Genomic DNA, 23055 nt, shown 5'->3' with positions numbered 1-23055 from the left:
TGGTTGGCGTTTGCTCTTCGCCCGGTTTCCGCTGGCGTGGGCGTCTCTGGCAGCCTTGTGGGTTGCTTTGATTGGAATCAATTTGATGTTGCCCAGCCCGTTTGTCCGACTGCCGATGACTCATCTGGGCGGACTGGCGGCGTCTGAGGTTAATGCGCCTAATCCCTCGACACCACCTGCCGAACTGCGTCCGCCGGCGAAAACCGCGCCCGCCCTCATTCCGCCGGATGCACCACCCCGACCGCGTAGTGAACGACGACGCGAGATAAACTTTGGCGCACTTTGCGGTTGGCTGCCGTTCAACTTGTTCACTTCATGAAAGGAGGAGGTTGTGTCGCTTCCCGGATTTCTGCTTACCTTCGCCAATAACCGGTTGGTGTGGCTTGGCCTGCGTCATCGCGTGGTGCCGGCAATCACCGAACGTTGGTCCTTGACCCGATGGTTCGCCTTGGTGTGCATCAAAGTAGTGTTCGGAGTTTTATTGGGCTGGCTTATCTCGTTGCTGGCGCTCCGACAGCCGATGCCCTGGATGATGTGGCTGTTCGGTTCGCTCGCTGGTTGCCAGGGTTTCGTCATGACGGGCTTGACCGCACTGTGTTGGAATCAACGCGCCGCACGTTTACGCGCCAATCCAAATGCGCCGCTCGCTCCTCCACCCACACGCTATCGCGGGCTACGCTGGTTGGTCGGCATCGTTTATTATGTCATGCTCGCCGTCGTGACTCCGGTGGTCATGGTTCTCACCGCAGTTAATCTTTATGGGCAATGGGCCTGGCACCGTGAGTATGCGCGCTTGGTGGCGCAGGGCGAAAAGCTGACGTCCGCAGAATTGCTGGGGCCGGCAATTCCTGCGTCCGAGAATGCCGCCGCGGCTCCAGTGTTTGCGCCGTTCTTTGATTATAGGCCCGGCAGCAACGAACTGCGTCCAGAAGCCACTAACGCCATTGCTCATCTGGAGGAAGCGCTGTATCAGCCGTTTGGGTTTTTACCCGAGCGACCAACGGATTCGACGCGGTTTCTCAAACGTCCCGAAGATGTGGAGGCATGGGCGGCAGCTTATCGGAAATTGAGCGAATCACCCAAGCAGGACTATCCACCCTGGGTGGCGTCTCTCAAGTTGCCACCCCCGGGCAATCCGGCGCAGGACGTACTGACCGGTCTGGCAGTCAGTGATGCGGTGATGGCGGATGTTTGCGCGGCGGCTGCCCGTCCACGATCGCAGTTTCCCATCCGATTCGACCTGGGGTTTGATGCTGCCTCCCCTGCACATCTTTCGGTGGTCAAGACCTTTCAACAAAATCTCAGGGTGCGTTGTATCGCGCATTTGGCGGCGGGCGATACGCACGCAGCTTTCGCCGATGCGACCAACGCGTTGAACGTGGCGGAATTATTGCGGGACGAACCGTTGCTCCTTTCACAGTTGGTGCGTATGGCTCAGAATGCGATTGCAACCGATACCTTGTGGAACGGCTTGATTACCCATCGCTGGACCGATGCGCAATTGGTGTTTTTCCAATCCCAGCTCGGCCGCGTGGACTTTTGGTCCGGATTAATCCGCGCTGTTGAAGGAGAACGGCTGCTGGGCATCACCGGAACGGACGCGCTCATTGCGGGTCGTGGCTTTGGGAGTGAAAGCGTTACCGGCCTCCGCCGCACCGCACTGTTGTTCCCGCTCGGGGCGCTGCGCCTGAATGAAGTTGCCTTGGCTGAAATGAACACCGAATGGTTGACTGACCTTCGCAGCCTTGACTCCGCCGTGCCTCCCAACGGATTAGCCGCTCGCCTTATGACAAATGGTAATGCTGACAAACATTATCCAGGCCGTCCAAAGGCTGACGCGTTGAGGTCCGCTCCTTTCTCTCCGTTCAACGCTTTTGCTAAAAATTTGCTTCCTGTTTTGGGCAAGGCCGACAGCAAGGTGGCGCGAATTCAGACGGTGAACTATCTGGCCATCACAGTTTGCGGACTGGAACGCTACCGTCTCGCTCACGGTCGTTATCCCGAAACGCTGGATGCGCTCGTTCCGGCATTTCTACCCAAGCCATTGCCTGATCCAATGAGCGGGCAGCCTTTTCACTATCGCCCCACCGATGATGGTTGGTTTTTGCTCTACAGCGTGGGCGAGAACGGTCGGGACGATGGCGGGGCATTCCGCCGTTTGGGAGGGGGGCCGGCTCTGGACTGGCCTTGGCCCGTGCCGGGGCGCAACGATGGTGGATTGTTGTTCTGAACCGGGCCACCACGGTGGAACGTGTCTCTCCCTCAGGAGGTATCCAGAGTGGTCAGGACAACGGGCGAGAAATTACGGTTTGGTTTCGGCCAGGGATTGGCTGGTGTCCCAACCGCCACCCAACGCCCGAATCAGCCCTACGGCCACAAGGTTCTGTACGCCTTCGAGTTGAGCCACGGTTCGTTCCCGTTGCAACGCGGCGCTCTGTGCGGTCGCCACTTCCAGAAAGGTCACCAGCCCGGCTTGGTAACGGTTGTTGGCAATGGCCAGCGTGCGTTCGGCGGCAGCCAGCGCCGCGCGTTCCGCTTCAAGTTGCGCCGCCAGGAGCCGCTGGGCGGCCAACTGATCTTCCACATCGGCAAAGGCGTTCAATACCGTTTGGCGATAGTTCGCCACGGTGGCGTCATAGTTGGCGCGGGTGGCAGCCAGTTGCGCCCGATTGCGTCCGCCGGTAAACAGCGGCAGATCAAGGGACGGCCCCACGGACCACATGCGGCTGGACCAGTTAAACGCGCTGCTGGCTTCGACGGATTGGAAACCGGCCAGTCCATTGAGGCGGAGGCGTGGATAAAAGGCGGCTTGAGCGACACCCACACTGGCGTTGGCGGCAGCCATGCGCCGTTCAGCCGCAGCGATGTCCGGCCGGCGCTCCAACAATTCGCTGGGTAGATGGGTGGGAATCAAGGGTGGCGCCACGTTCGCAAGGCTTGATGGCGCGACCGCGAAAGTCGTGGCGGGTTGGCCGCACAAGATGGCGAGGGCGTGCAATAGTTGAGCGCGTTGCAAATCCAGCGCGGGTAATTGAGCTTCCGCGGTGCGCAGTTGGGTTTCCGCTTGCGCAACGTCGAGGTCGGAGACAATGCCGCCCTTGCGTCGGTCGCGGGTTAATTCGAGCGAGCGGCGAAATGTTTCAATGGTGTCAGCCACCAGTGCGCGTTCCGTGTCGAGGGCGCGCAGCGTAAAGTAATCGCCCGCCAACTCCGCCTGCAATGCGAGTTGTACCGCAGCGAGGTCATCGGCCACGGCATAGTAGGCCGCACGCGCGGATTCGGATTCGCGCCGGACGCGGCCCCATAAATCCACTTCCCAGCCCAACGTGAGCGCAGTAGCAAACGTGTTATAGGTATGCGCGGCGCCGGCCGCTTTACCACTTTGCGGCGCGTTGGCGCTCGTGCGTTGTCGGGCCGCGGAACCGATGGCATCCAGGTTGGGAAACAGGTCGGCGCGGGCCAGATTGAATTCCGCACGGGCGCGGTCAAAGCGCGCGACGACCCCGGCCAGTGTTTGATTTTCGCTTTCGAGCAAGGTTTCGAGGCGATTGAGTTCGACGTCCTGAAAAACCAACCACCAGGTGCCGCGGGGCAGATGAGCGGACGGTTCCGCGATTTTCCACTCGTTCGTCGGCGAACCGAAATTGGCCGGCAACGGTTGCGAGTTGAGCACTTCCGGACGCTGGTAGTCCGGGCCTACCGCGCAACCGGCAAACAATCCCAAACCGATGAGGCCGATGACGAAGCCGATTTTCATTGGGCGGCCAAATCCTTGGTGTCGGTTTGCGCAACCTGTACCGTCATGCCGTCGGTGATTGAATCCGGTGGATTATCAATCACCCGGTCACTCAAACTCAACCCGGACAGCACTTCCACGGTTTTGCCGAAGTCGCGACCGAGCGTGACGGAACGCAAACTCACTTTATTGTCCTGACCCAGCACGGCGACTTGCAATCCTTCCGCGCGGAAGATCAGCGCGTTGTCAGAAAGCATGAGGACGTTCGGCGCGGCGGATTCGCTGAAGCGCACTTGCGCGTAACCACCGGCCAGAATTTCGTCGTTCGGATTGCTGACCTGAAGTTCCACCTGCAACGTGCGCGAGGTGGGGTCCATGGCGCCGGCGGTGCGGGTCAGTTCGCCGGTGAAAGTGCGACCCGGCAATTGCACAAAGGTCAGTTCGGCCTTTTGGCCGGGGGCAAGCCCCCGCACGTATTGTTGCGGCACGCGCACGTAAACACGCAGCGGATCCGTCTGCGCCATGCGGAATAGTTCCGGCCCGCTCCCGGCGGCGATGAGCTGGCCGATGTCGGTGTTGCGCGCGGTCACGACGCCGCTGAAGGGGGCGACGACGCGGGCAAAATCCTTCAACTGTTGCAAGCGGTTGAAGTTGGCTTGAGCCGCTTCCAGATTGGCGTTTTTCAAAGCGAGATCGGACTGTTTCTCGGCCGTTTCCTGTTCGCTCACGCTCGCGGTTTTAAGTAATTCCGACCAGCGATCCGCCGTGATTTTGGCGAGATCAAGATTGGCCTGGGCCTGATTTACTTCCGCGCGGGCCTGCGCGAGTTGTTGATTCAGTTCGGGCGTGTCAATTTCCGCAAGCACCTGCCCATTGGTCACATGGTCGCCGATGTCCACGAACCACGCTTTCAAATAACCACTGGCGCGCGCGTGGATGGAAGCCTGAATAAAGGCCTGCACATCCGCCGGCAGCGGCGTGCCCCAATCCGCTTTGGCGGAAGTGGGCGTGACGACGCTCACGATCGGCACGGATTCGACGCTCGTTTCGGCGATCAATTTACGACTCGCCACAGAACGCGGCGCGAGGCCGATGGCCAGGCCGATGAGAACCAAGATTACGACGGCCAACGCCACGCGGCGCAGGCGGATGGGCGTCGGGGTTTCGGGAGAAGGAAATGCGTTGGTGCTCATGATGTTGCCGGTACGGTTGCGGTTTGCGGTGGCTGCTGTCGGTGCAGGAAACTGAAAACAATCGGGACGAAAAATAACGTGGCCACGGTGGCGAAGGCCAATCCACCAATCACGGCGCGACCGAGCGGCGCGTTTTGCTCGCCGCCTTCGCCCAGCGCCAGACTCATGGGCGCCATGCCGATGATCATCGCCAACGCGGTCATCAATACTGGACGGATGCGTTGCACCCCGGCGTCCAGCGCGGCGGCTATTGGCGCCATGCCGCGAGCGAGATTGTCGCGCGCAAACGCGACCACCAACACGGAGTTGGCGGTAGCCACGCCCAAACTCATGATCGCCCCCATCAGCGCCGGCACACTCAAGGTGGTTTGCGTGAGAAACAAACCCCAAGCCACGCCCGCCAACGCGCCGGGCAACGCGGTGATGATGATGAAAGGATCTTTCCAACTCTGGAAATTCACCACCAACAGAAAGTAAATCAGAATGATGGCCATGATCAGACCGCCGCCCAAGCCGAGGTAGCTGGAGCGCATGGTCTCCGCCTGACCGCGAAGCACAATGCTGCTGCCGCGTGGTAAATCCTTTTCAATTTCTTTCACCAACGGCTGGATGTCCTTCAGCACCCCCCCCAAATCGCGCCCATCCACTCCGCCGTAAATGTCAATGACCGGCATCACATTGTAATGCGACACCACCGGCGGCGCATGAACGCGTTTCAAGCTGGCCACGTTGGCGAGGATTTGTCCGCTAGACGGGCCTGAAAGATTGGCGCTGATCGGCATGGCGTTCAGTTGTTGCACCGAGTTGATGGTGTATTCGGGCGCACGAACGTTGATCAAATACTGCACGCCCACTTTGGGATTAAGCCAATAGGCCGGTTGCACCTGGCTGCTGCCGCTCAACCCGAGCAAAACGGATCGCGCCACATCCTGCTCGGTCAACCCGAGTTCAGCGGCTTTGACGCGATCCACATCCACGTTGAACTGCGGGAGGTTATCGGGTTGTTGCACCCGCACGTCCACGGCCCCGGGAACCTTTTTAATCTCCTCGGCCAGTCGCACCGCCAGGGCGCGATTACGCACCTGATCGTTGCCCACGATTTGCACGTCGAACGGCGCGGGCAAGCTGAAGTTGAGCGTTTGACTGACAATGTCCGCAGGCAGGAAATAAAACAGCGTGCCGGGAAACTCATGGGTCAGACGCTTCCGCAACTGTCGCACGTAATTTTGCGTGGGCGCATGGCCGGGTTTGAGCGACACCAACACGTCGGCGTCGCCCGGACCGATCACCCCGCTGGTGTTGTAACTCAAATTGATGGAAGAATTCGGGATGCCGATATTGTTCAAAATACCGCCGAGTTCGCCGGCGGGAATGACGCCCCGGATAATTTCGTTCACCTCGCCCGCCAAGCGCTGGGTTTCCTCAATCCGCGTGCCGGTTGGCGCGCGCAAGTGCAGCAGGAACTGACCGGTGTCCACGCTTGGGAAAAAGTTGCGGCCTAGAAACGGAATCAACAACCACGAACCCACGCACAGCACGAGGAAGAAGACGACAAAGCCTTTACGGAAGACGAAGCAACTCGCGAGCACATTGCGGTAGCCTTGACGAAACCGATCAAAACGACGCTCAAAACCGCGTTGTAAACGGATGAACGGGCGCATCCAAACGGGCGCAGCGGAAAGATCGGATTGATCTCCATGGATTTCGACGTGGCGATAAAACCACGCAACCAACGTGGGCAGCAGGGTTCGCGAAATGATGAAACTGGAAAGAATCGCGAAGACGACCGCTTCGGCCAACGGCACGAACAGATAGCGCGCCACGCCGGCGAGGAAAAACATCGGCACAAATACGATGCTGATGCACAGCGCCGAGACAAACGCCGGCATGATGATCTCCTCTTGTCCGACGAGAATGGCTTGTTCCAGAGGTTTGCCCGCGGCCATGTGTCGGTGGATGTTTTCAATCGTCACCGTGGCGTCGTCCACCAGGATCCCCACCGCCAACGCCAGACCGCCCAGCGTCATCAGATTGATGGTCTCACCCAGCGCGCTCAAGGCGGCGATGGAACACAAAACAGCGAGTGGAATGGAAAGCGCAATGATGAACGTGCTACGCCAGGAGCCCAAGAAGAGCAGAATCATGCAGGCCGTCAGCGCGGCGGCAATCAAGCCCTCATGCACCACCCCATTGATGGCGGCACTGACGAACAGCGATTGATCGGCGAATTCCTGCACCTGCAAATCAGGCGATTGAGCGGCCATCACGCGCGGCAACGCCGCCTTGACCCCTTTGACCACATCGAGCGTCGAGGCGTTGCCCGCTTTCATAATGGTCAGCAAGGCGCCGCGCACACCATCCTGCCGCACGGCGTTCTGCTGGGGCGTGTAGCCGTCATGCACCTGCGCCACGTCGCTGAGGTGAATGGTCGCACCACGCACAACTTTGACCGGCAGATGATTCAGATCGTCAATCATGCGGGCGTTGGAATCCACCGCCACGCTAAATTCCGTGGTGCCGATTTTCGCCGTGCCGCTGGGCAGGATCAAATTCTGTGCGTTGATGGCGCTGACGACTTCCTGCGGCAGAACGTTTTTGGACTTCAGCGCGTCGAGATTCAGATCCACTGAAACCACGCGGGTTTTACCGCCGTACGGCCAGGGGATCATGGCGCCGCGCACCGTGGAGAGGCCGATGCGCACTTGATTGGCGGTGGCGTCGAAAAGCTCCTGCTCCGACATTTTGGGGCTGCTGAAACTGTACTGGGAAATCGGCACGGTCGAAGCGCTATATTGAATGACCAGCGGCGGCTGCATGCCGGGGGGCATCTGTCGCAACATGGTTTGCGCGCCCGCCGTGATTTGCGCCACCGCGGAATCCACGGACGAGCCAGGCTGCAGGAAAACCTTCACCACGCTGATGCCGTTGTAGGAGGTGGACTCGATGTGTTCGATATTGTTGACCGTGACGCTCAGAATGCGTTCGTGCGCGTAGGTGATGCGTTGCTCGACCTGCTTCGCGTCCAAACCGGTGTATTGCCAGATGATGCTGACCACCGGAATGTTGACCGCCGGGAAAATATCCGTGGGCATCCGCAACAAAATGAGCGGCGTCAACAAAACCAGCAGCAACGCCGCCACCACGAACGTGTAGGGTCGGCGCAATGCTAAACGAACAATCCACATATAATTTCTCTACCGCTGCGGGTTAACTGACCGGTCAAATATAATTTTATCAACAGGCATCTTCGGTTTGGCAAACATGCGAATGAGATTTCAAACGGCGGCGCGAATCCCGATCAAGTTCATGATCGCCGGCTCCAATTCGCGCAGCAGGTCGAGATTGTTACGAATCTTGGCATGGAGGGTAAAGCCGAGAGTCGTGGAATAAATCTGGGTCGCCATTACGCGCGGATCGCCCACCTCGATCAAGCCATCCCGTTGAGCGTCGGCAACGGCGCTGGTCAGATAACGCTGATTACGCTCGACCAGTTCCTGAATTTTCGCGCGAATTTTCTCCTCTTGAGTGGCGAGTTCCGCCCCCAGGCTGCCGTATGGACAGCCACAAACGCTACCATACTTTTCCGCCCGTATTTTCTGACGTTTTTGAATGTAACCGCACCAGCGTTCCAGCCGTTCCAAGGGCGGCACCTGCGGTGAAAAAATCCGGTCCAACTCGGGCTGCTTTTCGCGCCAATCTTCTTCGTACGCAGCGACCACCAAATCGGCTTTGGAGGGGAAGTAATGATAAAAGCTGCCTTTGTTGACGCCGGCTTGCTCGCAAATTTGATCCACGCTGACGGCACCATAGCTTTGGTTCCAAATCAGGTCGAAACCGACTTGGAGCAATTTTTCTTTGGCGTCACTGGTGCGTCCCATAACTTTTGGGTCGGAACAATCCGTTCGCTCGACTGTTCGAGCGAACGTGCCTCACGATAGACAAGTTGACTGAACAGTCAATTAAAACCATTGAATGAACCTCGGAACCTCAGGTGCGGATTGGTCGCTTACCAAACCAGATTGAGCACTGTCAGCGCCGTTCCTGGTTCGACATGCAGATCAGTAAGCATGACGAAGCCGGCGGGGCGACGCTTGTGCCAGCCAGTGGGATTGGTGGGGAACGCAACGACATTGTCGGCGAACAGAACGGTTCGGCTCGGATACGGTAGCGAGGTGGATTTGAGCGCATTCAGCCCGCCCGTACCCGTTGGCAGACCAACCGCGTTGAACATGTAGGAATTACCCACATATTCGGCCAGCGTATGCGGTTGGGAGTCTTCCCGGCCCTGATCACAAGGACACGTCACCACCGGAAAGGACAGACCGTAGTGATTGAGCGGACGATCCAGACGATTGAAGATGCCGTCTTGTCCCGTGTGAAAATTATTGTTCGTGCGACCGGCCCAAACAAACCATTCCATCCCCTCGGTGCTGACGTTGGTGGAAGTCCAGAAATAGCGATCGTTGAAGTCATCCAGATATAAACTCATGGCGATGCCGCATTGGCGCAGTTGGGAAATGCAGCGCGTATCGCGCGCCTTGGCTTTGGCCGCAGCCAGTGCCGGCAACAACAGGCTCGCTAAAATGGCAATGATGGCGATGACCACCAGCAGCTCGATGAGCGTGAACGCCGGCGACGAATCATACGCCGGCGATTTTTGATCGGTCGCGTCCGGCGGCGGTGGCGGTGATTGATCCAAGCGGTGTTTCACAAGTTATCCGACGCGAACCCGGTCAGTTCGTTCAACTTTGACCGAGAGCACACGGCAGCAGTGGAAAACAAAAATGTGAGTTCGGGTTGCAATTACGTTTCTGAGTAAGGGCGCAAGTGCGGAGCCTCTTTCAAGGAATCGGTACGGTTTCGGGAATCACCTCGAAAAAGCGGCTCAGATCGCGGTCCGTATTGGCAACCGCCGGTTGCGCCACAATCCAATCATTGCGCTGGGCAATCTGTCGGGTGTTGGCTTCGCGCCAGGCCCATTTCTCGACGTGGCCATCGGCGAAACTGAGCAATCCGGAGTCAGCGTGGCGCGTCGCGGGAAAACTGATCCACGTCCAGAGCGAATAACCGAACAACGTGAGGGAATTGGGCGCATTGATTCCAAACGCACTCTGTTGGATGCTTTTCTCATGCTCCTCGATGAACACCGCGGCGCGACTCGGGCCGGGCCGTTGGATTTGCCCCAGACGATGCCAGCACAAGCGGTAGGCGGGGTCTTCCGGCTGATTGCGGAAATTCATATACATGCTCATTGAAACACTGCGGTTGCGCGGAATGGCGCCCAGGTCCCGCACGGTGGAGCGATCAGCGGGACACCGATAAATACCGAGCGATCGGTTGTAAGGGTAGAGGACTCCGCGTTGCAGATATTCTGGCGTGGTATCGGTCCAGGCATTGCCTTGCAACCAGGAAAAAGGGTCCGAGGTCCACGCCTCGCGATTGCCAATATCGTCTTCATTCAAGGCGGTATTGGCGGGCAGATGATCGTTGCTATCGTCCACATATAACTGCCAACAAAGCTGGAGTTGCTTGAAATTCCCCATGCAAGCGGCGGCTTGGGCTTTACCCTTGGCCTTTCCAAGCACCGGCAACAGCAAGGCGGCCAGAATGGCAATAATCGCGATGACCACCAACAACTCGATCAAGGTGAAACCCTGACGATTGGCGGAAAACGAAGATTCTCGTTGGGCAACGAACGAGTTCACAGCGGAATTGACGTAGCTGGCGATGAATTGTTCAAGCTAAATTTAGCCTGGCTTCAGGTTTGCAGAACACCAATCTGCCCCCGCCGGATCGGATTCATCTATTGACCCAAGTCCGTCGCGCTACGATTGATGATCAACGCGCGCTGCTGGAATGGTTATTGAGAAAGTTTAATCTTACCACCAAACCCCGAACATAACGACGGGCCGATTCGCATCAAATCCGGCGGCGCGGCGTTTCGTTCCGCCCAGCACACCCGGAATTTTAGGAATCAAGCGTTCAAGCCCATCGTCCGGTTGTTGGCTGGGTGAAAGATTATTTACCCACCGCTGGCAAAGCCTCGGCTACTGGCGGCGCGGCTTGAGGAACCGCTTGGTTGTAGTCCTCACCGAGGAAGGCGGCCAAGGTCGCCGCCAACTGGCTTTGCGTAATTGTCGAGCAATTGGCGCGTTCACCCAGCGCCGGAGTGTCCGGACCGAGGAAAGCCATCCAGATGTATTGCGCGCCTTCGATCTTGCGACCGTGGTGTTTCCAATTTTCCGGCGCCAACCCGCGGCCATGGTCCGTGAGCAGGAGCAAAGTTGTTTTGTTCCGGTAATGGTCTGAGGCCTGAACCGTCTCCCAGAGGCGCTGCACGTAACTGTCGAACTTGTGGGCGGCGTTCAGAACCGCGCCGTATTGACCGGCGTGGGCCCAATGATCCGTTTCCAGAAAATCCACGTACAACACGCGCGGTTGTTTGGTGACCAGATGCTCCAACGCCGCTTGAAAAATAAACGAGTCGTACACTTCCGCCGTGTTGGCGGGAGTGGTGTCGCGAATCAATTCGTTCAGCAGCGCCATGCGCGGACTCGGGGATTTATCCGGTACCGGTTCCCAGCCGCCCATCACGGGAAAACCGCAACGGTCGCGATTGATAATGTACGGGACGACATCCCAGGCGCTATAGGCGGCGACGGCATGATTGAACGCTGGTTTCTGATGCAACCATTCCAGCACGGTCACGTTGGGATTGGGCGTCTTGGCGTTGCTGTTGATGCGCGGATCGGCCGAACCCGTCAGGAATTCATTGCGTCCCGGATACGAAAACCACTCGTTGTTGGTCACCCGCACGACGCTGCCTTTGTTTTGATTACCGTAGATCTGTCCCTCCTTTGCGATCACCTGCCAAAAGAAAGGCAGCAAAGCTTCGCGCCGCGCCTCGGGCGTATCGCGCCAGTACGTTTTGATCAACGGATGATTACTGTCAGGTTTGGGGAGCAGCGCGGGATCGGCACCGGTGAAGACTTCCTGCCAACGCAAACCGTCGGTGTGGATAAGAATCACGTTCTCGGTTTTTAACTTGCCGGCCGCCGGCGCCGCATCGGGATTGATCGCCACCAGCCCCACCAACAGGGTGGTCGTCAGCAGCAGGTTCTTATGCCAAGGAAGAAGCATCAGGTTCATCTTGTTTCGTGTTGTTAAGCTTGGTTTTCAGTTGGTTAATACGGTGGTCAAAACTTTGCCATCCGCCGGGAAATCCACGCCGAGCAAGCTAGCGATCGTGGGGGCGACGTCAAGATTGGAAATCTCGGCGAGCTGCACGCCCGGTTTGATGCCCGCGCCCCACGCGACGAACGTGGCGTGCAGTTCGGGCAGGTGCGGGTCGTGACCGTGCGTGCCACGACGTTCCGGTTTATCCTGAAACGGCAACGCGCCTGCCGCCGTATTGCCGAACGCGTAACCCAACTTCGCGAATAAAATTAAATCCGGCGCGTGAGGGTCTTGCCGCGGATCAGCCACACCGTAGGCGGCAAATTGATCCGTGCCGATGACTCGAGCCACGCCTTCCGTATCCGCAAAGACGCGGCGCAATTTGGTTTCCAGTGCTTCACGTCGGGCTTCATTGCGGATGTAGATGAAGGCCGAACCGCCCTGGGCCAAGGCAAACACATCACCCGGATTCTTCGTCCCCGTCTGCGTGCTGATGGCTTCATTTTTCAGAATGACGTTTGGCAAAATAATTTTTTCGATGGGTGAAAAGCCATGGTCAGAAACCACGAACAACGCGGCGCGCCCTGGAAAGTCTCGTTTCAATTCCTCCCATACCAGACCAACGCAGTGATCCGCGCCTTTGATGGCGGCGTAAGCTTCCGGCGAGCGCGGTCCGTAAAGGTGCTGCGCGTGATCCACATTCAAGAGGTGTAACAAGGCCAGTTGCGGACGGTGTTCGCGCAAGACGCGATTAAAAATCTGGGTGAAAGTGCCATCCATCCGGTCGGTGAAGCCGGGTTCGCCATCCGCAGTTTTCGCTTTGTTCACCGAAAGTCCGGTGCGCTCACATTCGGCCCAGAGCGAAGGGGTGGAATACTTTTCACGCAACTGCGGCGAACCGATGTCCGGGATGGTCCAGTCCAGAGTTTTGGCGTTCCGAGTCGCCGGCCACCGGAGCGCCGCCGTCACCAAACCGTTCGCCTTGGCTACATCGTAAATTGTTGGCACCTTCACGATCTGATCCTTATCGAACACGGGATCGGCGATCAAAGTAACGCGTTTGCCCGTGCTGCGATTAAAGTAGTTGTTACCCACGACGCCGTGACGAGCCGGGGTCACCCCGGTAACCAGAGTGGTATGATTCGGCCAGGTCACCGTCGGCGTGGAAGCCAGCATGGCGGCGGAACGCGCGCCACCCGCGGCCAGCGCGCGGAGGTTGGGAATATCAGCCTGCGGATCGTCGAGATAGAAACCAGCCAAACCGTCCACACTGATCAGGACGACCACCCGATCCGTGGCGGCCTTGACTTGAAGCAGTGGAAAACACAACGCGACGACGAGGAACAACCGGATGGGCCAGGAAGTGAGACCAGTGTTCTCGGGAAGTTCTTTGCTCATTGCAAACGTATTGTTGGTGGAGAATGAGGATTCACCCAAGGTTTTTTTACCCGAATCCAAACAATTCAGCGAGGTTGCGGTTCGCGGCGAGGCGGCTCCTAACAAACTCGGGCTGGCTTTGATAACGTCAGTTGGGTTCGTACCAGGTGGCGCGATGCGGCCGCAGCGCGTTACGAATCGGCTCCAGATTGGCTTCCTCCACAATCAGGAAGCAAATCGAGTGCATCGCGTTGAGCGTTTCCACGCCCGTTTGCTCGGCTTTTAAGTTTTTGGCTTGAAGAAACTCCTCGACATGATGTTCGTGGTGTTCGGCCGTCTTCTGACCTGAAGGGCCTCGGAAGTCCCAGATAAGTTTGATCTTCTTCATGATAAATGTGTTTTCGTCCACAATCACCCGTCGCCGCGCGGTGGAGTGAAATGAAAATCGGACGGACTGAAGGCTTTGCCCGCACACGGTAAATTAATCAGGAAAACCAACCGTCCGCCCGCGTTCAGGTTCGCAATTCACGCCGGAATTGACAATCGGATTTCGAACTCCGATTTCAATCGCCGTTCTGCACTCGGGCGGCATTTGGAAAAACTTCCTTTCACACGCGAATTGCGTTACTTACCTCGCGGCCGACAATGCGATTAGAATCCATCAACAACATCCGAACACCGACGCCTTCGTCACGGTGAATATATTCCATGACGTCGCTTGATCTCACCCTGCCCACCCCGGCTGAAAATCTGGCGCTCGACGAGGTGTTATTAGAATCAGCGGAAACGGGATCAGGCGGCGAGTCGCTACGCTTTTGGGAATCACCAACGCCTTTCGTGGTGGTCGGCTACGCCAATAAAATTGCCACCGAGGTCGGGGCGGAAGCCTGCGCGACGCTCGGAGTTCCAATATTCCGGCGTTGCTCCGGCGGCGGCACGGTGGTGCAAGGCCCGGGATGTCTTAATTATACTCTCGTCCTCCGAATCGCCGACACCGGACCGACGCGTAATGTCACCAGCACCAACCGATTCGTCATGGAACGCAACCGGACGGCACTGGCCTCATTGATCGGAGCTTCAGGCGCCGACGGCAGCGTGGTGCAAGTTCGCGGTCATACGGATTTGGCGATTGGCGCGTTGAAATTTTCCGGAAATTCGCAACGCCGACGAAAGCGGTTTCTCCTGTTTCACGGCACGATGCTGTACGCGTTCGATCTCGCGTTGGTTGATCGGCTGCTAAAATTTCCATCGCAACAACCTGATTATCGCGACGGACGAGCCCACCGGGAGTTCATCACGAATCTAAACCTGCCGGCGCCAACCGTGAAACAGGCGCTGGCCGACGTGTGGTCGGCGACAGAAGTCATGCGGCATCCGCCGGAAATCCCCGCCGAACTGTTGCGGAAATATCAGTCCGCCGCTTGGAACAGAAAATTTTGATCGGACAACCCGCGCAGGAAACATCCAAGGCAAGAGAATGTTTGGCAGAAGAATAAAGTCCGGCTTTTCCCCATTTCCTTGTCGAACATTCCCTTGCCTACAGTCGTGAGTTTGCTCCTGCTATGATTCCGGAAAAACAGTCAGAATGATGTGCCTCATTATTCTGCCGATTTCCTTTTCAAGGTCACAGAGGGCCACACGACATCCCGGCCCGACCAAATATCCGTCGCTATGACTCCTGGCGACGGCTGCGAATCCCCGCCATCATCCACGCCGTCTTCGCCCACGGAATACAGAACGTAACCGGTTTGATTGGTGCGATAACCCAGGGGTTGGCCGCTCATCGGGTCGAGCGGAAGCTGCGCGATAAAATCCGGCACGAGCGCATCAAGGGACGGCGGGAACTGCTGGTGTTGCAACTCATATCGCTTCAAGGCAATCGCCACGACCGCCAGCCGCCGCATGGTTTCATTGCGCACAACCGTCCAAGCCGCTTTTTCCATGTTGACAATCAGCCAGGCGCTTAGGGAATAGCGGACGGACGCATACGGCTCATCCAGTGTCTTTTCCAGTGTAGCTTTATAGCCAGCGAGTTCGTGTTTTACGACTATCCAGTTGGTGCCATGGCTCAACCGACGCACGGACTCAATACTGTTTTGAGAATGCCGCAAAGCCAACAGTTCATCGGCTTCACAGTTCATTTTCCAGAGGGGCGTGGTCACAAACACCTGCCAGTAATATTCCAGATTTTTGCGCAGCGAAGCCCCGAACGCGCCATAGCCGCTATTGATGTGTTGAACCTGTGCGCTTGCGCTCAAGTTCTTAAAGTAAGAGAACATGGCTGCCACCCACGATCGTTCACTCAGCAAACCGATTTCCAAATTACGGAACAGAATGATTTGCTCCCAACCCGCTTGCCACGCCGCCAAGTCAGCCTCACCCCAGCCGGGCGATTGCAAAGCTTCCCAAGTATCCGCCACGGCCAGCCCGGCAATTGCCACTCGAATCATCTGGTTGATCAAGGTCGGGTCTTCTTCATGCAGGTGAACCAATTGCAACTGCGCTTGCAAATCGGCTTTTGCCAGTTCCAAATTTTGCTGACGCAACGCGTAAATGATCTCCGCCGAGAGCCATTGCGCCGCGTTGCGTTGCGACACGAATTGATATTGCGGTGGCGCGCTGAAATTGGTGGGGTCGCTCACCAAGCGGGTGGGTGGATGCTGCAAGGCGGCGCGGATTTCCGCCAGCGGCGCCACGGCGGCGGTCAATTCCTGACGTACGATTTCCCACGAAAGATTGGTGGTCGTCTTGTCGGCCAACGGCAAATCCGATCGGACCCAAGCGGGTTGGACGTTCGTCGGCTCAGTCACATCCATCAGCTTGATCAACCCGGGAGTCAAACGGGCCGACTTGATCTGCCCAACCGCCGCCACGATCCGGGACAGGCAATCATTCGATTCCACCACGCGCGGATAACCCAAGTCCGCAAAACTCAGTATTTCGCCCTGCGCCTGAAGTTGCGCCTTGTAAGCCTGCAACGTCTGGCGCGCGCTGGATTTTCGCGCGGACGTGAGGATGCCAATCAAAGCATCGTCACGATCATCCCTATCGCCATCAACAATAGCGGTCGTTTCATTGTTTAGGTTGAAAAACAGTCGGGCGCCAAATCAAAGCCGCCTCATAACGCGGCGGATAACACCGCGGACAATTCCGCAGCGCTCAAGGCCACGGGATTCGCCTTCATGCTGCTGGCTTGCGCGGCTTTGGCGACCAGTTCAGCGGTATGTCGCCGGGAAATCCCATACGCACTCAGTCCCGGAATTCGCAAGTCCCGCACCAATCCGGCAACCCAATCTACTCCCGCAAGCGCGGAAGCGGAGGCGTTTCCGGTGAGAATACGCGCCACTTCATCGTAGCGTTCTCGTGAAGCGTCATTTCGTTCCAGCGCCCGGATGTTCATCGCCATGACGTGCGGCAAGAGCGCGGCGCAGATCGCGCCGTGCGGTGCGGGAAACATTCCACCAATCGGTCCCGCCAAACCGTGTACCGCGCCGAGACCCGCATTCGCCAGGGCCAGACCGCCAAACCAACTCGCCAGGGACAAGTTGGCGCGGGCAACGGAGTTCGTTCCATCGTGAAACGCTTGAGGCAGGGACTTTGCCGCCAATGGAATTCCTTCGCGGCAGATGGCGTCGGTGAGCGGATTGGCGCGACGACACACAAACGGCTCGATGAGCTGCGTCAGCGCATCCATTCCACTGCTGGCCGTCAACTTGGGCGGAAGCGCATACGTCAATTCCGGATCAATCAACGCCACCGTCGGCAGCATCAACGCGCTGCGCAAGCTGACTTTGATTCGCTGTTCAGGCACGCTGAGAACGGCGTTGCGAGTCACTTCAGTACCGGTGCCGGACGTGGTGGGAATGGCGATGAACGGTCGCGATGATCGGGTCAACTTCCTTCCGCTCCCAACGATTTCCAGGTAGTCCCGCACTGCTCCTGCATTGGCGAGCAAAGCGGCGATGGCCTTGCCGGTATCCAACACGCTGCCGCCGCCACAGGCGATTACGAAATCACTTTGCGTTGTCCGGCCAAGCGCCAGGCCTGCTTCAACCATGGCGATGGTGGGTTCCGAAGCGACCGCATAGGGCGTCGCCTGAATCCCCACCCGCTGCAATAGCGATAGAATCGTCCGGGTTGGAGTGGAACGCGCGCCGGTTACCAATAGCGCTCGCGAACCAAATCCAACCGCAAGGTCTCCCAGTTCGGCGAGTTTGCCGGCGCCAAAAATGGTTCTGGTAGTGGTGGCAAATTCAAAGTTCATGGCGACAAGCCGGACGCGTTCCATTGCGAACCAACCCACCGGCGTGCCCGACACCGTCTGTGTCAGTCCGCGCCGAGTTGCTGGAAGTCACTCAACATTTTGTTCAAGGCGTTGGCATCGAAGTCCGTGGCGCGACGTGACACAAACGCGCCAAAGATGGTGCCGTCATCGCGGCGGGCGCAGTATAGGATCGTGCGCTCGTGGGTCCAACTGAGCCGCATCGGCGGCAGATGTTGGGCGCTGAGGACTTGAAACGTATCAGCCACAATGCGCCAGGCTTGTTCCAAGGCGGACGCGGGAAATTCGCGCGCGTCCACGTCACTGAAGAACGTCGCATCGGTAAAGCGGAGGCCGCGCACCAACACTCCGCGGGTGGGCGGCGTTGCTTGCAGCCAGGCCAATATTTGCTCCTTGCTGACGTTGCTCATCTCAGACCGCCACCTTTCGGGTTTTGACCATGACGCCGTGATTGGGAGTCAGTAGCACCACGGCACGCGCGCCGCCGCTTTGGATTTCCAAACGGTCAAAATCACCCAGCGGCAACAGTTGCGCCAGACGCTGGCCGCGTTGGGAAACAAACTCAAAAAAATTCACCCACAAATCCATGTTGTGACACTGCCACCCATAAATAATTTCGCCCTGGCTGGAAAGGATCAACAACTCATCCACCTGCGGCTGCGTGGCGACGCCCGGCGGCACGATGGGCACCGCGCCGTAGGAATAGTCAACCTTAAGTCTGGAGGGATCAATCGCGCCGTCGGTTTCCAGTTGCGCGGCTTCAGCGGTGATGGTGGCGGCGGCGGGCGCTTCGGGCGGGTTGGCGGCGAGCGCTTCCCGGGTTTCATCACTTTTGCGCGCGGCTTCCATCAATAGGAATTCCCACTGCCCATTGATCGAACGCGTGGCCGGTTCGCTGAACGGTTTCAACACGAACTGGCCGCCGGTCAGCGCCAGCAAATGATTGAACGCGTCCTCGCCCGTGAGCGAGCCGCTTTCCGCATGAACGATCTGGCCCGTTTCGATGAAGATCCGCCCGGTCATGCTGGCGTTGGTGATTTCCAGGATCGAGGAGCTGCGCGCCAGACATTCCATCTGAATGATGTCCTGCAGACCGACGCGCCGGAGCACACCACGGAAACCTTCCTCGGAATGAAGTTTCAGCAGTTCGTTCAGAATTCCGTAAAGGCTCTGCCAACCGGAGGGGTTGGTGGGCTTTTGCAGGAACAGCTCCGCGCCGTTGCTTAAACAGGCGGTCCGATACTTCTCCGTCACGAAGCCGGTCAGCACGACCTTTTGCACGTTAGGATAGCCGCGGTTGAGCAGGGACAACATTTGCAAGCCGTCCATGACGCCCATCTGCATGTCAATCACCGCCAGGTCCACCGATTGCTTTTGCAGCATCCCGAACGCCTGGCTGGCGCTCGTGGCGGTCAGGATTTCCCATTGGCCCTGACTCAGCACGCCCATCAGCTCGCGCACCGTTTCCAAAAACGGTTCTTCGTCATCCACAAACAGCACCCGACGCAAACCGTTGGCGGGTGTGGCTGATGTCCCTGTATCACTCATGTTGACGTTGTTGGCTGACAAGTCCGCTTTAATTCAGAAGGAGCAACCGGAAAAAGGGAAGCGAATTCCTCTCCGTTTCAACAAACTTTCGCAGCCAGGAAAATTCATCGTTCGGCCATGAGCGCGGATAATCCCTTGTCGGCTGTCTGTTTAACCCAGCGATTCTTGTCGTTCAACAAAGATTGCAGCGCGGGAATACTCGCGGGCAGATTCAATCGGATGACCGCTTCCACCGCAGCAAGACGCACTTCCGCATCGGCATCGCGCAAGAGGATTTGCAACACGTCAAATACCTGATCGCCGGTGAGGTCGCCGCCCATCACGCCGGGCGGTCGAGCCAGTTCGCCACCACGGCGCCCGGTGATGCGGCGGATCAATTGCACGGCGGCAAATTGCACCCCCGGCTCACGATGCCGCACGGCCTCCTGCAACTGCGGCACCAACGCTTTGGCGGTGGCATGGCGTTCCCAATACGGATCCAAGGAGGCCAGCGCGCGCGCCGCCGCCTGCCGCACGCCCATGTGTTCATCCACCATCGCCAAAATCAAACAGTCCATCGAATTTTCATCGCCAATATAGCCCAGGGCGTCGGCGGCGTGTTGCCGCACTTCCGCATCGCGGTCTTGCAACAACTCCGTGACCGCAAACAACGCCGCGCGGTCACCCAAACGCCCGAGCGCTTCCGCTAAAGCCGCGCGCACTTCCCAATCACGATCGCGCGCCAATTTCAGCAGCGGGGCGACGGCTTGCGCGTCCCCCAACTGCCCCAACGCGGTGACAGCGGCCACGCGCACATTACGCACGCGATCGCGCAAGAGCGAAATCAAGCCGGGCACCGCCTGTTTATCGCCCATGCTCGCGAGACTATTGACCACCGCCACGCGCACCATCGGCTCGTGATCCTTCAAGGTGTCCAGAAGCGGTTTGAGTCCGGCGGCTTCGCCCAGTTCGCCCAGAGCCGTTGCGGCCGCCACGCGCCGCTCGTAGCTCCCGCTCCGCAGCACGCTGGTCAGCGGCCCCAAAGCCATCGAACCAAACATGGTCACGCGTTTGAAATCGCCACAAGCGATGAAGAAGGGGATTTGCTCGGTGACATTTCGCGGCGTCCAATTCAGCGCGCGCAACGCCTGGGCTACGTGATATTGCACGCCAGGCGTACCGCGCAGCAGCGCGCCGACCAAGCCGTCAATCGCCGCCTTGCTGCCGATTTTTTTCAGTGCTTGCGCGACCAGTTCCTGCACGGCGTCACTGGGATCGCGCAACATGTCAATCAAGGGCTTGAGCGCGACGGCGCCTTCAAAATCGCTCAACGCGGCGACGACTTCCGCGCGCACGGCGGCTTCGGGATCGCGCAAGGCGTCAATCAGCACGTTGACCGCCGCCGGGTCTTTAAGCGCGCGAATGCGTTGCACGGTTTCCAATCGCTTTTGCGCTGAATCAGAATTCAAGCCGCGTTGCAGCAGCCAGAGCTTCGTATTTAGCATGGCCACAGATATTAGCGATCTACTTCGCCAAGGACAATATCCACGCTGCCCAGAATGGCGACGGCGTCGGCCACCGTGTGCCCGAGGCACAAGTCTTCGAGCACGGTGAGGTTGATGAAGCTGGGCGGGCGGATTCGATAACGGTAGGGATTCGGTCCGCCATCACTGATCAGATAAAAGCCGAGTTCGCCCTTGGGCGCTTCAATGCGACCGTAGGCTTCGCCCGGTTTCGGACGGAAGCCGCGCAACTTGGATTTGGGATCCATGATCGGACCGTCGGGAATGGCCGCCAGCGCTTGTTCCAGAATTTTGACGGACTCGCGCATTTCCAACATGCGCACGAAATAGCGGTCATACGTATCGCCCTGCGCGCCCAGCGGGATTTTGAATTGGAAGCGATCATAAATGCCGTAGCGATCCACTTTGCGCAGATCATAATTCACGCCGGCGGCGCGCAACATCGGACCGGTGATGCCGGCATTGATGGCCAATCCCGCCGGCACCGCCCCAATGCCTTGAGTGCGGGCGAGCAGGATCTCGTTCGTCGCCAGCAAATTCTCAAACTCGTCAATGAAGCGCGGCGTTTCTGCCACGACTTGTTTCGCCTGCGCCAGCCAACCCTCGGGTAAATCACAGCGGCAACCACCGAAACGCATGTAATTGCACATCATCCGCGCGCCAGTCAGCGCCTCGAACAAATCCAAAATCTTCTCGCGTTCGCGGAACGCGTACATCAACGGCGTGCCGCTGGCGCCCATGTCCTGCAATAAAAAACCCGCCAGACAGGCGTGATTTTGGAGTCGCGTCAATTCCGCCGTGATGACGCGGATGTATTCCGCGCGTTCCGGCACCTGCAACCCGGCGAGCTTCTCGACGCTCAACGCATACGCCCAGTTGTTGGTCAGCGAACAAAAATAATCCAGCCGGTCCGTGTAGGGAATGGACGCCAGATAACTCATTCCCTCGGCCAGCTTTTCGTGGTTGCGATGCAGATAGCCGAAGACGGGTTTTAATTTAACAACGCGCTCGCCATCCAGCGCCACGTCCATGCGAAACACGCCGTGGGTCGAGGGGTGATGCGGCCCCATCGCCACTTCGAGCCAGCGCCCTTCACGGTCATCGACTTTGGGCCGCAGCTCCATTTGCGGCGTGGTGAGTCCGGTCGCCGCGATCATGTACGCGCCTCCGGTAATTGATGTTTTTGCGCCTTCACCAGCACTTCATCATGTGGGGTCGGCTCGTATTCGTAATCATCCGGCTCGACGTAATCTTTGCGCATCGGAAAATCCTTAAATCCATCCCACATCAAAATGCGGCGCAGATCGGGATGTCCATCAAACACGATACCAAACAAATCGAAAATCTCGCGCTCCTGAAATTCGCAACTGCGCCACATCGGCGTGAGCGACGGCAGATGATTTTTCTCGTCACGATCTTCCGTCCGCAACCGCAGGATGACCGGCCCGTGCTTCTTTTCCATCGAGTACAGATGATAGACCGCTTCGAGATAAGCCGGACGTTGCGTCTGCTTCACTTCCTCGACCTCCTTCTCCACGCCGTCCACGACTTTCTTGACCTTGATCTTCTCAGTTAGTTCGGCGGCGGGCCAATCTACGCCGGTGACGTTCGAGCAGTAATCCAGTTTCAATTCCGCGTCGGCGCGCAAAAATTTTGCGACGGCCAGGCCATGCGACGCATCCACCAGCAACGAATGTTGCGCGGACGGCGAATCGTTCGCGATAATTTCCAGCGTCGCGCCGGGCACGGCGGCGTCGAGGCGCGATTTAAGTTGTTCGAGCGTTTCCAAGTTTCAAAATTCTGTATTGTTGAAAAGCAAATACACTCAAACCAAGCAGAAGTGCGAGTGCATTCCATTTGAGCGGCCAGAGAACATTCAATGGAGGAATCAAGACAATCACTTCTTCCGGCTTGAACCGGATGATTTGAATCGCAATCCAAACCGGCATCGAAAGCAAAATCAACAGCGCCACAACGCTCTTTCTGGCAAGCAAACAGCACAGCACCACCTCGACTGACAGGCAAAACAAGTAAGTAGCCAGCAGCACCAACCCATAACGAACATCGTTTGATGCGTTGATGGTTTGTTCCGCAGCATAGACCCCATCGGCATACCCGATGAATGCCACGGCACGCGTGACGGGCAGGCTCCAAAGCGTAACAAGCGGAAAAACAAAAATCAGTTTCCGCCAATCGAAAACAGCCTTTAGTCGTAACGACCAGTTGTTCATCACTGATTTG

General features: G+C 57.9%; 18 protein-coding genes and 1 pseudogene. 2 read left to right on the top strand and 17 right to left on the bottom strand.

Annotated elements, in window-relative coordinates:
- Nucleotides 1-331 precede the first annotated feature (331 nt).
- On the top strand, nt 332-2230 hold the full coding sequence (locus tag M9920_09015; protein ID MCO5052430.1) for a type II secretion system protein GspG: 1899 nt from the start codon (nt 332-334) through the stop codon (nt 2228-2230).
- Nucleotides 2231-2302: 72 nt separating this feature from the next.
- Here the strand turns inward: M9920_09015 and M9920_09010 are convergent, their stop codons facing one another.
- From M9920_09010 to M9920_08970, 9 genes and pseudogenes are all read right to left on the bottom strand, one after another.
- A complete protein-coding gene (locus tag M9920_09010) occupies nt 2303-3757 on the bottom strand; it encodes an efflux transporter outer membrane subunit (protein ID MCO5052429.1) in 1455 nt (484 codons plus the stop codon).
- Nucleotides 3754-4929 (bottom strand): efflux RND transporter periplasmic adaptor subunit, encoded by a 1176-nt coding sequence (locus M9920_09005; protein MCO5052428.1) that lies wholly within the window; start codon nt 4927-4929, stop codon nt 3754-3756. Before M9920_09005 ends, M9920_09010 begins: the two co-directional genes overlap by 4 nt.
- A complete protein-coding gene (locus tag M9920_09000) occupies nt 4926-8114 on the bottom strand; it encodes an efflux RND transporter permease subunit (protein MCO5052427.1) in 3189 nt (1062 codons plus the stop codon). The genes M9920_09005 and M9920_09000 overlap by 4 nt, the downstream gene beginning before the upstream one ends.
- 90 nt (nt 8115-8204) lie before the next feature.
- Nucleotides 8205-8807, bottom strand: a complete 603-nt coding sequence (locus tag M9920_08995; GenBank protein ID MCO5052426.1) for a TetR/AcrR family transcriptional regulator — start codon at nt 8805-8807, stop codon at nt 8205-8207.
- A gap of 128 nt (nt 8808-8935) precedes the next feature.
- On the bottom strand, nt 8936-9547 hold the full coding sequence (locus tag M9920_08990; GenBank protein MCO5052425.1) for a hypothetical protein: 612 nt from the start codon (nt 9545-9547) through the stop codon (nt 8936-8938).
- Between the two features lie 967 nt (nt 9548-10514).
- Nucleotides 10515-10634, bottom strand: a pseudogene (locus M9920_08985) (prepilin-type N-terminal cleavage/methylation domain-containing protein).
- Nucleotides 10635-10947: 313 nt separating this feature from the next.
- Nucleotides 10948-12069, bottom strand: a complete 1122-nt coding sequence (locus M9920_08980; protein ID MCO5052424.1) for an AP protein — start codon at nt 12067-12069, stop codon at nt 10948-10950.
- Nucleotides 12070-12105: 36 nt separating this feature from the next.
- Nucleotides 12106-13503, bottom strand: a complete 1398-nt coding sequence (locus tag M9920_08975; GenBank protein ID MCO5052423.1) for an ectonucleotide pyrophosphatase/phosphodiesterase — start codon at nt 13501-13503, stop codon at nt 12106-12108.
- A 127-nt stretch (nt 13504-13630) separates the two neighbouring features.
- Complete coding sequence (locus tag M9920_08970) at nt 13631-13870, bottom strand: hypothetical protein (GenBank protein MCO5052422.1); 240 nt, start codon at nt 13868-13870, stop codon at nt 13631-13633.
- A 320-nt stretch (nt 13871-14190) separates the two neighbouring features.
- Here M9920_08970 and M9920_08965 point away from each other — a divergent pair, with 320 nt between their 5' ends.
- Nucleotides 14191-14922, top strand: a complete 732-nt coding sequence (locus M9920_08965; protein MCO5052421.1) for a lipoate--protein ligase family protein — start codon at nt 14191-14193, stop codon at nt 14920-14922.
- A 158-nt stretch (nt 14923-15080) separates the two neighbouring features.
- Here M9920_08965 and M9920_08960 read toward each other — a convergent pair whose 3' ends face one another.
- The 8 genes from M9920_08960 to M9920_08925 form a co-directional block, all read right to left on the bottom strand.
- Complete coding sequence (locus M9920_08960; GenBank protein ID MCO5052420.1) at nt 15081-16508, bottom strand: hypothetical protein; 1428 nt, start codon at nt 16506-16508, stop codon at nt 15081-15083.
- 92 nt (nt 16509-16600) lie between these two features.
- On the bottom strand, nt 16601-17746 hold the full coding sequence (locus tag M9920_08955) for an iron-containing alcohol dehydrogenase (GenBank protein ID MCO5052419.1): 1146 nt from the start codon (nt 17744-17746) through the stop codon (nt 16601-16603).
- Between the two features lie 62 nt (nt 17747-17808).
- The gene (locus M9920_08950; protein ID MCO5052418.1) at nt 17809-18174 is read right to left on the bottom strand and encodes a hypothetical protein; all 366 of its coding nucleotides are present in this window, start codon (nt 18172-18174) and stop codon (nt 17809-17811) included.
- A 1-nt stretch (nt 18175) separates the two neighbouring features.
- On the bottom strand, nt 18176-19312 hold the full coding sequence (locus tag M9920_08945) for a response regulator (protein ID MCO5052417.1): 1137 nt from the start codon (nt 19310-19312) through the stop codon (nt 18176-18178).
- Between the two features lie 104 nt (nt 19313-19416).
- Entirely contained in the window at nt 19417-20796 is a 1380-nt protein-coding gene (locus tag M9920_08940) for a HEAT repeat domain-containing protein (GenBank protein MCO5052416.1), read from the bottom strand.
- Nucleotides 20797-20807: 11 nt separating this feature from the next.
- Nucleotides 20808-21938, bottom strand: coding sequence for an NADH-quinone oxidoreductase subunit D (locus tag M9920_08935; GenBank protein MCO5052415.1), 1131 nt, complete (start codon nt 21936-21938; stop codon nt 20808-20810).
- A 29-nt stretch (nt 21939-21967) separates the two neighbouring features.
- A complete protein-coding gene (locus M9920_08930; GenBank protein MCO5052414.1) occupies nt 21968-22603 on the bottom strand; it encodes an NADH-quinone oxidoreductase subunit C in 636 nt (211 codons plus the stop codon).
- Nucleotides 22581-23045, bottom strand: coding sequence for a hypothetical protein (locus M9920_08925; GenBank protein MCO5052413.1), 465 nt, complete (start codon nt 23043-23045; stop codon nt 22581-22583). The genes M9920_08930 and M9920_08925 overlap by 23 nt, the downstream gene beginning before the upstream one ends.
- Nucleotides 23046-23055: the final 10 nt, after the last annotated feature.

The sequence above is a fragment of the Verrucomicrobiia bacterium genome (assembly GCA_023953615.1).
Lineage (GTDB): Bacteria > Verrucomicrobiota > Verrucomicrobiia > Limisphaerales > JADLHS01 > JADLHS01.
Note: the sequence above shows the minus strand (reverse complement) of the source record. Positions and strands in the feature narration are given on the sequence as shown.

Coding starts and splice junctions, on each gene's coding strand:
- M9920_09010 (MCO5052429.1), bottom strand. CDS start 3,757: ATGAAAATCGGCTTCGTCATCGGCCTCATCGGTTTGGGATTGTTTGCC.
- M9920_09005 (MCO5052428.1), bottom strand. CDS start 4,929: ATGAGCACCAACGCATTTCCTTCTCCCGAAACCCCGACGCCCATCCGC.
- M9920_09000 (MCO5052427.1), bottom strand. CDS start 8,114: ATGTGGATTGTTCGTTTAGCATTGCGCCGACCCTACACGTTCGTGGTG.
- M9920_08995 (MCO5052426.1), bottom strand. CDS start 8,807: ATGGGACGCACCAGTGACGCCAAAGAAAAATTGCTCCAAGTCGGTTTC.
- M9920_08980 (MCO5052424.1), bottom strand. CDS start 12,069: ATGCTTCTTCCTTGGCATAAGAACCTGCTGCTGACGACCACCCTGTTG.
- M9920_08975 (MCO5052423.1), bottom strand. CDS start 13,503: ATGAGCAAAGAACTTCCCGAGAACACTGGTCTCACTTCCTGGCCCATC.
- M9920_08970 (MCO5052422.1), bottom strand. CDS start 13,870: ATGAAGAAGATCAAACTTATCTGGGACTTCCGAGGCCCTTCAGGTCAG.
- M9920_08965 (MCO5052421.1), top strand. CDS start 14,191: ATGACGTCGCTTGATCTCACCCTGCCCACCCCGGCTGAAAATCTGGCG.
- M9920_08955 (MCO5052419.1), bottom strand. CDS start 17,746: ATGAACTTTGAATTTGCCACCACTACCAGAACCATTTTTGGCGCCGGC.
- M9920_08950 (MCO5052418.1), bottom strand. CDS start 18,174: ATGAGCAACGTCAGCAAGGAGCAAATATTGGCCTGGCTGCAAGCAACG.
- M9920_08945 (MCO5052417.1), bottom strand. CDS start 19,312: ATGAGTGATACAGGGACATCAGCCACACCCGCCAACGGTTTGCGTCGG.
- M9920_08940 (MCO5052416.1), bottom strand. CDS start 20,796: ATGCTAAATACGAAGCTCTGGCTGCTGCAACGCGGCTTGAATTCTGAT.
- M9920_08935 (MCO5052415.1), bottom strand. CDS start 21,938: ATGGAGCTGCGGCCCAAAGTCGATGACCGTGAAGGGCGCTGGCTCGAA.
- M9920_08925 (MCO5052413.1), bottom strand. CDS start 23,045: ATGAACAACTGGTCGTTACGACTAAAGGCTGTTTTCGATTGGCGGAAA.